Here is a 12,582-nt window from a genome sequence, read left to right on the forward strand (position 1 = left end):
TCATGCCGATTTAGCCAGCCCGGTTCTCGTGGAAATGGTTGTAGATCTGTTTGGCGACAGCCTCGGAAATGCCCTCGACCGCCATGAGGTCGGTCAGGCCCGCGCGCGACACCGCCTTCGCCGTGCCGAAGTGCTGCAAAAGCTTGCGCTTGCGGCCGGGTCCGATCCCTGAAATCTCGTCGAGCGGGTTCTTGACCATCTCCTTCTTGCGCCTTGCCCGGTGCGAGCCGATCGCAAACCGATGCGCTTCGTCGCGCATGCGCTGGATGAAATAGAGGACCGGATCGCGCGGCGGCAGCGAGAAATCGGATCGGCCGTCGGCGAAGAACCGCTCGCGGCCGGCGTCCCGGTCGACGCCCTTGGCGACGCCGATCGCGGTCACCACGTCGCGGATGCCGAGTTCGTCGAGAATGGCACGTACCGCGCTCATCTGCCCCTGGCCGCCGTCGATGAGGATCACGTCCGGCCAGGCGGGGAAGGCGGCATCGGCCGCATCCTCGGCGCTGGCGCCAGCAACGGCGGTGCGGTCGGGAATGCCCTCTTCCTTGAGGAGGCGCGAGAAGCGGCGGGTCATCACTTCCCGCATCATGCCAAAATCGTCGCCGGGAGTGATGTCGGTCGATTTGATGTTGAACTTGCGGTACTGGCTCTTCACGAAGCCTTCCGGCCCCGCCACCACCATGCCGCCGACCGCATTGGTGCCCATGATATGTGAGTTGTCGTAGATCTCGATGCGGCGCGGCACGGAGGACAGGCCGAAGGTCTCGGCGAGCCCCTGCAGCAGGCGGGCCTGCGACGAGGTTTCGGCAAGCCGGCGGCCATGCGCCTCGCGGGCATTGGCCAGCACGTGGTCGGTCAGGTCCTTCTTCTCGCCGCGCTGGGGCACGGAAATCGTCACCTTATGGCGGGCCTTTTCAGAAAAGGCCTGGGCGAGCAGATCCTGTTCCTCAACGGTTTCCGAGAGCAGAATCTGCTTCGGCACCGGCTTGTCGTCATAGAACTGGGCGAGGAAGGCGTTGAGCACTTCCGGGCCGGAAAGCTGCGGGTCGGCCTTGGGGAAATAGGCGCGATTGCCCCAGTTCTGGCCGGTCCTGAAGAAGAACACCTGGATGCAAGACATGCCGCCCTCGTTGTAGATGGCGAAGACATCCGCCTCCTCGACGCCGGCCGGGTTGATGCCCTGGTGGCTCTGGACGTGGCTGAGCGCCGCCAACCGGTCGCGATAGATCGCGGCGCGCTCGAAATCCAGGTCCTCGGAGGCTTCCGCCATCTGGTGGGCGATCGCCGACTTGACGTTCTGGCTCTTGCCGGAAAGGAAATCCTTGGCTTCCTCGACCAGCGCCGCATAACCCTCGTCGCTGATCTCGCGGGTGCAGGGGCCCGAACAGCGCTTGATCTGGAACAGCAGGCACGGGCGGGTACGGGTCTCGAAGACGCTGTCGGTGCAGGTGCGAAGCAGGAAGGCGCGCTGCAGGGAATTGATGGTGCGACCGACGGCGGCCGCCGACGCGAAGGGGCCGAAATAATCGCCTTTGCGCGCCCGCGCGCCGCGATGCTTGAAGATCGCCGGAGCCCGGTGGTCGCCGGTGATCATGATATAGGGGAAGGACTTGTCGTCGCGCAGAAGAACGTTGAAGCGTGGCCGCAGGCGCTTGATGAGATTGGCCTCGAGCAGCAGCGCCTCGGTTTCCGTCCGCGTCGTGACGAATTCCATATGGGTGGTTTCGCGCACCATCTTGGCGATGCGGTTGGAATGGACGCGGCCCTGCGCATAATTGCCAACGCGTTTCTTGAGGCTGCGCGCCTTGCCGACGTAAAGCACGTCCTGCGCATCGTTGAACATCCGGTAGACGCCCGGCGCGTTCGGCAGGTGCTTGACGAATTCGGCGATCAGGTCGGCGCCCTTCAGGCCGCTGTCGTTCTTCCAGCCTTCGTTCCAGTCGATCGACGCGGCAGGACCCTGGGCCGGCTCGGTGACCAGCACATCGTCGTCGTCTTCTTCCGTCTCGTCGTAGAGAACGCCGCCGTCGGGCAGCTTCGTTCCGTTCATTCCTAGTCTCCGCCGGATGTCGGCATCCGGCCATCACCGATTCGAACCATGCGTCCATGACATGTGCCGGCGACGGCAGCTTGTCAAAATATTGCGCTGAAGCGGCCCGATTCCCTGCGCAAAGGCCGCTGCCGGAGAAATAGTGTCTCGGGGCAGATTTTGAAAGCGCTGGCAAAAATTCCGCCCATGCTCTTGACGAAGGCCGAAATGGCCGTTCCCGCGGTGGAATATTTAAGGCAGAAATCCGGCGGCCCGCGCCGGCCGTCCGCCTGCGGAGAGGCGAAATACGTCCGTGTTTCTGCTCAAGTTTTGATTTCTACAGGCGGCCGATCCGGTTTTGCTGCGAATACAAGTCGAACTTGGCGAGTGGCGCCCGCGCCGGTTCGCGCTGACAAGTGTATTGACTGAGTTGTGCTTTGGATTTAAGAAGTAATTTATAAATGTAAAAATATTTATATTTAAGGTAAGCATTGCTTAAGGTTAATCAAATGTGTGTTGCGATACAGCAACATCAAATTTTGGCCTTCTGTGTGCCACAATCAATTCACATTTCGGCTCTTTCTATTCCTCAATTGCCCTCCACATTCCGTTTCAGCGGGCAGGGAACAAATGTGTCGCCAACCATGTTGTCGCGGCGAATTCCCGGCGCAGCAGTAAAAGGAGAAAATGTATGCGTACTCTCATCGCAACTCTGATGGCCTCGGCAGTCAGCTTCATCGCCATTTCCGCGGCCAATGCCGCTGATGCCGTCGAACAAATTCCGCAGGCCCCGGTTGCAACCGAAGAGCCGGCCCCGGCTGCCAGCTGGCAGGGTTTCTATCTCGGTGGTTATGGTCAGTATGACTGGGGTCGCTTCGGTAGCGGCGACCGCGACGGCCAGTTCGGCGGCGGTGCTTATACGGGCTACAACTTCCAGAGCGGTTCGATCGTTTACGGTGTCGAAGCAGACGTCGGTTACAACGGCACGAAGAGCACCACGGACGATGGCTTTGAAGGCAAGGCTGGCTGGAACGGCTCGGTTCGTGGCCGCGTCGGCTACGACCTCAACCCCTTCCTGATCTACGGTACGGCCGGTGTCGCTCTGCAGGACAACGAACTGCGCGACGCGACGTCGTCCGACAGCAAGACCGGCGTGGGTTACACGGTCGGTGCCGGTGCTGAAGCCTTCATCACCAACAACGTCACCGCTCGTGTCGAATACCGCTATACGGACTACGGTTCGGACAGCTACTCGCTCGATTCCGGTTCGGTCTCGAAGGGCTTCGACGACCACAGCGTCAAGGTCGGTATCGGCGTGAAGTTCTAAGTTCGATAGCCTTAACAGGCTGGGGAAAGCCCGGGCTTCGGTCCGGGCTTTTTTTTGTTTCAGGCCGCCGATTTCATGGCGGTATAGGAGGCGAAGCGCTTGGTGAAGACGTCTGGCCAGGAGGCAAGTTCCGGCCGGCCCGCGGCCCATTGCCCGTTGAAGCGCAGATCGAGGTAACCGATCAACGCAGCCAGCGCGAAATGGCCGCCATGCAGTTTCTTGCCGGTTTTCGGCAGGTTATTCTCGAGGTGATCGAGCCCGCGCACGACCTTGGCCCACTGTTTGTCGATCCATGGCTGGTGGACCTTGTCCTCGTCGCGCGAGCGGCGCTCGTAGACGATTGCCAGAAGGCAATCCGTGATGCCGTCGCAGAGCGCTTCCAGCACTTCCGCCTCGGTGCGCTTTGCATCCTTCTTCGGATAGAGCTTGCCGCCCGACTGACGATCGAGCCAGTGCATGATCGCGATGCTGTCGTAGATCGGCGGCTCGCCATCACGGAGCAGGACAGGGATCTTGCCGAGCGGGTTGTTGCTCACCAGTTCTGGCGGAGCCGCGTTGGTGTCGGTCTTCACCTCGGTGATCCCGATGCCGAGATGGCGCGCCGCCATGCGCACCTTGGCGGAATAGGGCGAGGCCGGGGAATAAAGCAGCTTCATGATCTTTCCTTCTCGACGAACTTCAGCGCGCCGTCATTTCGCGGGCGGCAGGGTGATCTGGCTGACCTTGCAGCTGTCGCGGTCGACCTCAGCGCAATCACGGAATTGCAGATCCTTGGTGAAACAGATGCGCACCTCTTCCAGCTGACGGCCCTCGCAGCTCGTCGAGATGCCGCGGTGGCTCATGCCCGGATTGGCGGCAACGAATTTCTCTTCGATCTGGTCGGCCGACAGCGTCATGGCCGAGTCGCCGCGGGACAGGTCGGCGGGCAGCTTGATCCGCGAAAAGGCCTCGCGGACCCTCTCGAAATAATCAGCCTGGCTGAGCCCGGTGCAGCTTCCATGCTTGCGCCACTGATGTCCGATCAGACCCATCGACGGCATGATGTCGAAGAGTGGTTTGCCGAGCGACTGCGGCACGCGGCTAGGCTCCTTCGTCTCGCAAAAATCCGGATAGCCTTTTTCGTATTGCGGCCACAGCCCATGGACGATGAAGCGGAAGTCCTTGTCCGTGCTGCATTGCTGGTCGTTCTTGCCGCCGCTCTGCGAAGCGCAGAAGGTTGGCGACCAGGAAAGCGACAGGACGTAGAAATCGAACTGTCCCGCGTGATCCTGCCGATTGTCCGATCGACGCTCCTGGGCGGAGGCGGTGGATGCGAAAAGCGCGAGAAAAAGGAAAGCGATAAATCGGTTGGTCATCGGCCGGCCCCCTGCAATGCGCGGCACCATGGGCGGGAAGCCGCGCCTGGTCAAGACTCCGAATCGAGGTCGTTGTCGCCGGTCTCGCCGGTCAGCCAGAAGGCGCGCTGTGAGGCGAACCGATCCTGCGCCAGGGTGGTTTTCAGTGTCGGCAGAAACGTGTGCAGCTCGTCCTTCAGTGTGAAGGGCGGGTTGACGATGATGAGGCCGGAGCCGGACAACCCGGTCGTCTCGCGGTCGCTTTGAACGGTCAACTCGGCGCACAGCATTTTCGGGATGTCCAGCGCCTTCAGCTCATCGTGAAAGGCCCTGAGCGGCGCGCCCTTCTTGATCGGATACCAGAGGCAGAAGGTGCCGCCTTGAAAGCGGCGCCAGCCGGTCGACAGGCCTTTCACCAGGCGCCTGTATTCGCCTTCTTCCTCGAAAGGCGGATCGACGAGCACAATTCCGCGCTTTTCCTTCGGCGGCAGATGCGCGCCGAGCGCCAGCCAGCCGTCGAGTTCGGTGGCGCGTACCTGGAAATCGCCCTCGAACAGATTGTGCAGGCGATTGAAGTCTTCCGGATGCAGTTCCATTGCCGACAACCGGTCCTGCGGGCGGAACAGCATGCGGGCAAGTTTCGGCGAGCCGGGATAAAGTTTCAGCGCGCCGGTCGGGTTCAATTCCCTGACCGCCGTCAGATAAGGCTCCAGCAGGTCCGCGACCTTTGCCGGCAGTTCCGCTTCCATCAGCCGGCCGATGCCGTCGCGCCATTCGCCGGTCTTCTGCGCCTCGTCCGAGGAAAGGTCGTAAAGCCCGATGCCGGCATGGGTATCCAGCAGGCGAAAAGCCTTGTCCTTGTTCTGCGCATAGCGGATCAACCGCGCCAAAACCGCGTGTTTGAGGACATCGGCAAAATTGCCCGCGTGATAGATGTGCCGGTAGTTCATCGTTGCTGGTGTCTCGCTTGAATTAAATTGATGCGCTGCAAATCACGCTTTTTGCGGACGTCAGCTTGCAATATAGAAAAGCCATGAACGTTGCGACCCCGATTACCGCGAAAACCCCAATCGCCCCAGAAAAGTCCGGCCACAATTCCGTCGGACACACCGTCTGTCCGCACGACTGTCCGTCGGCCTGCGCACTGGACATAGATCTCACCGCCGACGGCCGCATCGGCCGCGTGCGGGGTGCTGCCGACAACACCTATACGGCCGGTGTCATCTGCGCCAAGGTCGCCCGCTATTCCGAGCGGCTCCACCATCCCGGCCGGCTGATGCATCCCAAGCGCCGTGTAGGCGCCAAGGGCGAGGGGAACTGGCAGGAGGTTTCCTGGGAGGCCGCACTCGACGAGATCGCCGACGCCTTCGTCAAGGCCGAGGCGAGATACGGGTCGGAGGCGATCTGGCCCTATTTTTATGCCGGCACGATGGGCCAGGTGCAGCGCGACTCGATCGAGCGCCTGCGGCATGCCAAAAAATACTCCGGCTTCTTCGGCACGATCTGCACCAACATGGCCTGGACCGGTTATGTGATGGGAACCGGCGCTCTGCGCGGTCCCGATCCGCGCGAGATGGCGAAGTCCGATTGCGTGGTGATCTGGGGCACCAATGCCGTCTCCACCCAGGTCAACGTCATGACCCACGCGGTGAAGGCGCGCAAGGAACGCGGCGCCAAGATCGTCGTCATCGACATCTACGACAACCCGACGATGAAGCAGGCCGACATGGCGCTGACCGTGCGCCCCGGAACCGATGCAGCACTCGCCTGCGCCGTCATGCACGTCGCCTTCCGCGACGGATATGCCGACCGCGCCTACATGGCGCAATATGCCGACGATCCGGTCGGTCTCGAAGTCCATCTGAAGGCGAAGACGCCGGAATGGGCCTCCGCCATCACCGGCCTGTCGGTCGAAGAGATCGAGACCTTCGCCCGCCTCGTCGGCACGACCCAAAAGACCTTCTTCCGGCTGGGCTACGGTTTTGCCCGCCAGCGCAACGGCACCGTCGCCATGCATGCGGCGCTGTCGATCGCGACCGTGCTCGGCTGCTGGCAACACGAGGGCGGCGGCGCCTTCCACAACAACGGCGAGATTTTTCGGCTCAACAAGTCCGAGCTGATGGGAACTGCCTATGCCGATCCGGAGATTCGCCAGCTCGACCAGTCGCAGATCGGCCGGGTGCTGACCGGCGATGCGGAGGCTCTGCGGCATGGCGGGCCGGTGACGGCGCTGCTGATCCAGAACACCAATCCGATGAACGTCGCGCCGGAACAGCGCCTCGTCCGCCAGGGATTCTTGCGCGACGACCTGTTCGTCGCGGTGCACGAACAGTTCATGACCGATACGGCCGACGTCGCAGATATTGTCCTGCCGGCAACCATGTTCGTCGAGCATGACGACCTCTACCGCGCCGGTGGCCAGCAGCATATCCTGCTCGGGCCGCAGCTGGTCGAGCCGCCGTCCACGGTGCGCACCAACCTCTTCGTCATCGAAGAACTGGCCAAGCGCCTCGGCGTCGATCATTTTCCCGGTTTCGGCCTCGACGAGCGCCAGCATATCGACCGCATCCTGAAGGCCAGCCACTGGGGCGCCTACGAGGATCTGGCGCGGACCAAATGGATCGACGCGCAGCCGGATTTCGAAACCGCCCATTACATCAAGGGGTTCGGTTATCCCGACGGCAAATTCCGCTTCCGGCCGGACTGGGCGAACGGCCCGTCGCCGGACAAGCCGCCGAAAAATGTCGGGCCGCTGGGACCGATCGGCGAGCTGCCGGTCTTCCCCGACCAGGTCGACGTCATCGAGGTGGCGGACGAGGCGCATCCCTTCCGGCTGGCGACATCGCCGGCCCGCAGTTTCCTCAACTCTTCCTTCTCCGAGACGAAAAGCTCCTATGAGCGGGAAGGGCGGCCCGAAGTGATGATCGAGCCAACCGATGCGGAGCGCCTCGGCATCATCGACGGCGATATCGTCCGGCTCGGCAACGCCCGCGGTGAAATCCGCCTGCATGCGAGGCTCGTGGCCGGTGCAAGGCCGGGCGTGCTGATCGCCGAGGGGCTTTGGCCGAACCGCAAACATCTCGACGGCGAGGGCATCAACGTGCTGACCGGCGCCGACGCCGTGGCGCCCTATGGCGGCGCGGCCTTCCACGACAACAAGGTATGGCTTCGCAAGGACGCAGCATGACCGGGCCGAATGATCGGGTGAAGCTCGTCAGCGAGAAGACATTGTCGGACGGCTGGACGCGGCTTTCGAGCTACGAACTCGACTACGCCGATCGCAGCGGCGAGACGCACCGCCTGCATCGCGAAATCTACCATAAGTCCGAGGCCGCCTGCATCCTTCTCTACGATGCGAAGCGCGACATGGTCGTGCTGGTGAAGCAGTTCCGATTGCCCGCCTATCTGACCGGCAAGCCGGCATGGATGGTCGAAGTGCCGGCCGGGCTGCTCGACGAGGATCACCCGGAGGATGCGATCCGGCGCGAAGCGATGGAGGAAACCGGCTACCGCCTGCGGGATGTGCGGTTTGTCTTCAAGGCGTTCATGTCGCCCGGCGCGATCACCGAACTCGTGCATTTCTTCCATGCGCCGATCGATCTCTCCGACCGGGTGAACGGTGGCGGCGGGCTCGCCGATGAGCACGAGGATATCGAGGTTCTCGAACTGCCGCTGGACGAAGCGGTGGCGATGATCGGCAATGGCGACATCATCGATGCGAAGACGATCATGATGCTGCAATGGGCGGTGATAAACCGGGCGTCATTCACCGTCTGATGTCTGGACGATGCCGCCGCGCAGGCTTGAACGCCGCTCGGTGCGTTCGCTTGTTGTTTCAGACGCCGCGTGATTGTGATTTGACCTTGAGTCTCGCCGATTTCACATGAATGTCACGAATGGCGGCTAAGCGCTGCCTCTTGATAATCATCCTTATATGGTCAGGAGAAAGCCATGTGGCTCGGTAATTTCACCCTCGTTCTGCCGAACGAGGTGGTGAACTCAGGTTCTGTGCGGATTGAAGATGGCGTGATCGCCGAGATTCGCCCCGAACCGGTCGCCGGCGTCGTGATCGACGGCGGCGGGCGACTGCTGATGCCGGGCTTCGTCGATCTGCACGGCGACATGATCGAGCGCGAGATCGCGCCGCGGCCGAACGCCCAGATGCCGATCGATTTCGGCATCCACGAACTGGACAAGAAGCTTGCCGCCGCCGGCGTCACCACGGCCTATGCGGCGGTTTCCTTCGCCACCGAAAGCGTCTACGGCCATGTCCGCTCGCTGGAGACGACCTCGGCCATCATCGAAGGCATCAACCGCCTGCGCGACAACCTGCTGATCGACCACCGCGTTCACGCGCGTTACGAGATCACCAATGTCGGCGCTGCGCCGGCTCTGGAACGGCTGCTGAATGCCGACGAGATCGACATGGTCTCGCTCACCGACCACACGCCGGGCCAGGGCCAGTACAACAACATCGCCGCCTATGTCGCCAGCATTTCCGAACGCCGGGCGATTTCCGAGGAAATGGCCGCGGAGATTGTGCAAAAGCGCATTGCCATGCGCAACGATCCGCAGATCGACGTGAAGCTGAAGGAAATCGTTTCGCTCTCCTTGCAACACGGCCTGTCGCTCGCTTCCCATGACGACGACAGCATCGAGAAGGTGGCCGAGATGTTCGATCTCGGCGTCACGATCAGCGAGTTCCCGGTGACGCTGCCGGCCGCCGAAGAGGCCCGCCGCCGCGGGCTTTGGACGCTGATGGGCGCCCCGAATGCGCTGCGTGGCAAGTCCATGTCAGGCAATCTGAGCGCCCTCGACGCCGCCAAGGCCGGTCTGCTGACGGTGATTGCCGCCGATTACCATCCGGCCGCCTTCGTGCCGGGCATCTTCAAACTGGCGGAGGCATCGGCAGGTGGCCTGCCGGCAGCCGTCGCCATGGCGACCGGCAATGCTGCCCGTTCCGCCGGCCTGACCGATCGCGGCGAGATCGCCATTGGCCAGCGGGCCGATCTGGTCGTGGTGGAAAAGGGCGACGTGCACCGCATCCGAGCCACCTTCCGCGCCGGCCGCTTCGTCTACAGCGACGGCACGCTGCACCCGCTCCGGGCACTGGCGGCGTAAGGCTCGGAGGCTATTCCTCCCAGGACTTCTGGTTCTTCGGCAACCTGCCTGTCGGATCGATGACGTGGACGCGATGCGGCAGGTCGGCTCCCCAGTCCCACAGCACGAGATTGCTGACCGAGGTTGCGGCCCGGTGGGCGAAGGAGGGGACGAGGATGCCGGCATAAGTGCTGGAAAGAATGTCGTAAATTGCCCAGGAGTCCGGTCTCCTGCTGTCCGAGAGCGCGGACGCCCAGGCGGAGGCCATGACATCAAGCGATATGCCAAGCGCATTTTGCGAAACCTCGTCCGTAAGGTCGGCGATATCGTCGCAATCGATATCGTAGGAGCAGATCGTCAACGGATGGATCTTGTGTCCAAACCCTTGGCTTGCTTCGGTGATCGCACCTTCGATCGAAGTAGAGAGATAGAGTGCCGGTATGCCCTTGGGATTGAAGCGGGCACCGCGAATGGCCACACCTTCGCCGGAGATCGGACTGATCGCCCAGCGCGGATCATGGGCGCGGTAGCAGACGCCCTGGAACCTCAAGCAAAGCCGCCAATCGCCAGATGATCGAGATAGTCGCGCAAGGCGGCTGCCTTGCCGTTCTTGACGATGCTCTCTGCTGTCCGGCCGCCAAAGGCCGGAATGGGCTCGGCACGATACCAGGCCAGGGCCTGCCGTTCGCTTCCTGCCCACTCGCTGACGCGGTGGATGATCTCCGCCATTTCACCGATCCGGGTGGTCGCTGCAGGAGACTGCGCTCGCTCCTTGCGCTGGAGCGTGTTGGCGGAAAGCCCGGCCGTCTCAGCCAGTTCGCGTTTTGAGATCCCAAGGCGGATAGAGACGGCTTCGGCTTCCATCGACGGCATCCCTAAATCGAGAATTCGCTGAGTTTTACCAACCATGTCCGGTCTCCTGTACGAAGATTACGTACAGAATGTAGGACGTTTGGCGCTCCATGTCGAGTCCCGGCTCTATCTGCCCGCCGAGAAGATCCGCTGATCCGCGATATCGGTCGTTGTGCCGGGGGAGGTGATCGTCCGGCCACCCTCCATCCGCACCCTGCCTTCCGCGAGCAGTTTCAGCGCCAGCGGATAGAGCTTGTGCTCGACGGTCAGCACGCGGCCGGCCAAGGTCTCGGGGGTGTCGTCGGCAAGCAACGGGACGGCGCCCTGGGCGACGATCGGGCCTTCGTCCATGCCTTCGGTGACGAAATGCACGGTGCAGCCGGCGATCTTCACGCCGGCCTGGATGGCGCGTTCATGGGTATGGAGGCCCGGGAAGAGCGGCAGAAGGGCAGGATGGATGTTGAGGATGCGGCCCTCGTAGCGGCTGATGAATTCGGCGGAGAATAGCCGCATGTAGCCGGCGAGGCAGAGGATGTCTGGCTGGACCTCGTCGAGGGCCGCGAGGATCGCCGCCTCGTGTTCGGCCTTGCCGGCAAAACCCTTGCGTTCGAAGACGAAGGTTTTGATGCCGCGCGCCTGCGCCTTCTCGATGCCGCCCGCCGAGGGTTTGTCGGAGAAGACTGCGACGATTTCGGCCGGGAAATCCGGCGCGGCGCAGGCATCGGCGAGCGCCAGCATGTTGGAGCCGCCACCGGATATGAACACGGCGACGCGCTTTCTGCGCGCCGTTTCTGCCGCCGGTGCGCTCATAGTCCGAGCGTGCCCTGGTAGATCACGCCGGGGCCGCCTTCGGCGCGCTCGACCATGCGGCCGAGCGGCACGACGATCTCGCCCTCACCGGTCAGGATATCGGCGACCGCCTGGGCGTTCTCGGGCGCGACCACGGCGATCATGCCGACACCGCAGTTGAAGGTGCGCAGCATTTCCTTCGGTTCGACGCCGCCGGTTTTGGCGAGCCACGAGAAGACGGGCGGGACGGGAATGGAGTCGAGATCGATTTCGGCCGCCAGGTTCTTCGGCAGCACGCGCGGAATGTTTTCCGGAAAACCGCCGCCCGTAATGTGGGCGAGCGCCTTCAGGGCGCCGGTCTCGCGGATCGCCTTCAGCAGCGGCTTCACGTAGATGCGGGTCGGCGTCAGGAGCGCCTCACCCAGAGTCATGCCCTCACGGAAGGGGGCGGGTGCGTCCCATTCGAGGCCGGAAAGCGTGACGATCTTGCGGACGAGAGAGAAGCCGTTCGAATGGACGCCGGAGGAAGTAAGTCCGAGGATGACGTCGCCGGAAGCGATATCGCCGACCGGCAGCAATTGGCCGCGCTCGGCGGCACCGACTGCAAAACCGGCGAGGTCGTAGTCGCCGTCGGAATACATGCCGGGCATTTCGGCGGTCTCGCCGCCGATCAGCGCGCAGCCCGCCTCGCGGCAGCCGGCGGCGATGCCGGAGACGATTGCCGCACCCTGGTCCGGGTCGAGCTTGCCGGTGGCGAAATAGTCGAGAAAGAGCAGCGGCTCGGCGCCCTGGACGACGAGATCGTTGACGCACATGGCGACAAGGTCGATCCCGACAGTGTCGTGGAAATTGGCGTCGATGGCGATCTTCAGCTTGGTGCCGACGCCGTCATTGGCGGCAACCAGGATCGGATCGGTGAAGCCCGCGGCCCTGAGGTCGAAGAGGCCGCCGAAGCCGCCGATCTCGCCGTCTGCGCCGGGCCGGCGGGTCGAGCGCACGGCCGGCTTGATCTTCTCGACCATGAGGTTGCCCGCGTCGATATCGACGCCGGCATCGCTATAGGTGAGACCGTTCTTGCCCGCCTCGCTCATCGTTCATCTCCAATGATCGTTGTAGCGGCCCGCAATTGCACGACATCGCGCCGGATGCAA

12 protein-coding genes are annotated in these 12,582 nt (G+C 62.7%); 4 read left to right on the forward strand and 8 right to left on the reverse strand.

Annotated features, from left to right (window positions below):
* Positions 1–10: 10 nt before the first annotated feature.
* Complete coding sequence (gene uvrC / locus ACZ9IU_RS07745) at positions 11–2,050, reverse strand: excinuclease ABC subunit UvrC (protein ID WP_038541750.1); 2,040 nt, start codon at positions 2,048–2,050, stop codon at positions 11–13.
* 670 nt (positions 2,051–2,720) lie between these two features.
* Here uvrC and ACZ9IU_RS07750 point away from each other — a divergent pair.
* A complete protein-coding gene (locus ACZ9IU_RS07750; RefSeq protein WP_038541761.1) occupies positions 2,721–3,356 on the forward strand; it encodes an outer membrane protein in 636 nt (211 codons plus the stop codon).
* A 59-nt stretch (positions 3,357–3,415) separates the two neighbouring features.
* Here ACZ9IU_RS07750 and ACZ9IU_RS07755 read toward each other — a convergent pair whose 3' ends face one another.
* From ACZ9IU_RS07755 to ACZ9IU_RS07765, 3 genes are read right to left on the reverse strand one after another with little or no spacing between them, the layout of a single operon-like run.
* Positions 3,416–4,012 (reverse strand): glutathione S-transferase, encoded by a 597-nt coding sequence (locus tag ACZ9IU_RS07755; protein WP_038541764.1) that lies wholly within the window; start codon positions 4,010–4,012, stop codon positions 3,416–3,418.
* A gap of 33 nt (positions 4,013–4,045) precedes the next feature.
* Positions 4,046–4,711: a ribonuclease T2 family protein gene (locus ACZ9IU_RS07760; protein WP_051900062.1), complete on the reverse strand. Its 666-nt coding sequence runs from the start codon at positions 4,709–4,711 to the stop codon at positions 4,046–4,048.
* A 50-nt stretch (positions 4,712–4,761) separates the two neighbouring features.
* Complete coding sequence (locus ACZ9IU_RS07765; protein ID WP_038541768.1) at positions 4,762–5,640, reverse strand: 23S rRNA (adenine(2030)-N(6))-methyltransferase RlmJ; 879 nt, start codon at positions 5,638–5,640, stop codon at positions 4,762–4,764.
* 83 nt (positions 5,641–5,723) lie between these two features.
* Here ACZ9IU_RS07765 and ACZ9IU_RS07770 point away from each other — a divergent pair, with 83 nt between their 5' ends.
* The 3 genes from ACZ9IU_RS07770 to ACZ9IU_RS07780 all read left to right on the forward strand — a co-directional run bounded on the left by ACZ9IU_RS07770 (position 5,724) and on the right by ACZ9IU_RS07780 (position 9,811).
* A complete protein-coding gene (locus tag ACZ9IU_RS07770; protein ID WP_038541771.1) occupies positions 5,724–7,877 on the forward strand; it encodes a molybdopterin-containing oxidoreductase family protein in 2,154 nt (717 codons plus the stop codon).
* Positions 7,874–8,467 (forward strand): NUDIX domain-containing protein, encoded by a 594-nt coding sequence (locus tag ACZ9IU_RS07775; RefSeq protein WP_038541774.1) that lies wholly within the window; start codon positions 7,874–7,876, stop codon positions 8,465–8,467. The genes ACZ9IU_RS07770 and ACZ9IU_RS07775 overlap by 4 nt, the downstream gene beginning before the upstream one ends.
* A 174-nt stretch (positions 8,468–8,641) precedes the next feature.
* Positions 8,642–9,811, forward strand: a complete 1,170-nt coding sequence (locus tag ACZ9IU_RS07780; protein WP_038541777.1) for an alpha-D-ribose 1-methylphosphonate 5-triphosphate diphosphatase — start codon at positions 8,642–8,644, stop codon at positions 9,809–9,811.
* 10 nt (positions 9,812–9,821) lie between these two features.
* On the opposite strand, the gene ACZ9IU_RS07785 is transcribed toward ACZ9IU_RS07780, so the two are convergent.
* The 4 genes from ACZ9IU_RS07785 to purM all read right to left on the reverse strand — a co-directional run bounded on the left by ACZ9IU_RS07785 (position 9,822) and on the right by purM (position 12,522).
* The gene (locus ACZ9IU_RS07785; protein WP_038541780.1) at positions 9,822–10,340 is read right to left on the reverse strand and encodes an RES family NAD+ phosphorylase; all 519 of its coding nucleotides are present in this window, start codon (positions 10,338–10,340) and stop codon (positions 9,822–9,824) included.
* Positions 10,337–10,663 carry an antitoxin Xre/MbcA/ParS toxin-binding domain-containing protein gene (locus tag ACZ9IU_RS07790; protein WP_038541783.1) on the reverse strand — a complete coding sequence of 109 codons (327 nt, stop codon included), beginning with the start codon at positions 10,661–10,663 and terminating at the stop codon, positions 10,337–10,339. The genes ACZ9IU_RS07785 and ACZ9IU_RS07790 overlap by 4 nt, the downstream gene beginning before the upstream one ends.
* Positions 10,664–10,768: 105 nt before the next feature.
* A complete protein-coding gene (purN, locus tag ACZ9IU_RS07795; protein WP_038541786.1) occupies positions 10,769–11,452 on the reverse strand; it encodes a phosphoribosylglycinamide formyltransferase in 684 nt (227 codons plus the stop codon).
* A complete protein-coding gene (purM, locus tag ACZ9IU_RS07800) occupies positions 11,449–12,522 on the reverse strand; it encodes a phosphoribosylformylglycinamidine cyclo-ligase (protein ID WP_038541789.1) in 1,074 nt (357 codons plus the stop codon). The genes purN and purM overlap by 4 nt, the downstream gene beginning before the upstream one ends.
* Positions 12,523–12,582 lie beyond the last annotated feature (60 nt).

It is taken from the genome of Mesorhizobium sp. USDA 4132 (assembly GCF_056279545.1).

Bases quoted from the DNA above. Each gene is read 5' to 3' on its own strand.
- ACZ9IU_RS07780 (WP_038541777.1), top strand. From the start codon at position 8,642: ATGTGGCTCGGTAATTTCACCCTCGTTCTGCCGAACGAGGTGGTGAAC.
- ACZ9IU_RS07790 (WP_038541783.1), bottom strand. From the start codon at position 10,663: ATGCCGTCGATGGAAGCCGAAGCCGTCTCTATCCGCCTTGGGATCTCA.
- ACZ9IU_RS07765 (WP_038541768.1), bottom strand. From the start codon at position 5,640: ATGAACTACCGGCACATCTATCACGCGGGCAATTTTGCCGATGTCCTC.
- ACZ9IU_RS07775 (WP_038541774.1), top strand. From the start codon at position 7,874: ATGACCGGGCCGAATGATCGGGTGAAGCTCGTCAGCGAGAAGACATTG.
- uvrC (WP_038541750.1), bottom strand. From the start codon at position 2,050: ATGAACGGAACGAAGCTGCCCGACGGCGGCGTTCTCTACGACGAGACG.
- ACZ9IU_RS07755 (WP_038541764.1), bottom strand. From the start codon at position 4,012: ATGAAGCTGCTTTATTCCCCGGCCTCGCCCTATTCCGCCAAGGTGCGC.
- purN (WP_038541786.1), bottom strand. From the start codon at position 11,452: ATGAGCGCACCGGCGGCAGAAACGGCGCGCAGAAAGCGCGTCGCCGTG.
- ACZ9IU_RS07770 (WP_038541771.1), top strand. From the start codon at position 5,724: ATGAACGTTGCGACCCCGATTACCGCGAAAACCCCAATCGCCCCAGAA.
- purM (WP_038541789.1), bottom strand. From the start codon at position 12,522: ATGAGCGAGGCGGGCAAGAACGGTCTCACCTATAGCGATGCCGGCGTC.
- ACZ9IU_RS07750 (WP_038541761.1), top strand. From the start codon at position 2,721: ATGCGTACTCTCATCGCAACTCTGATGGCCTCGGCAGTCAGCTTCATC.
- ACZ9IU_RS07760 (WP_051900062.1), bottom strand. From the start codon at position 4,711: ATGACCAACCGATTTATCGCTTTCCTTTTTCTCGCGCTTTTCGCATCC.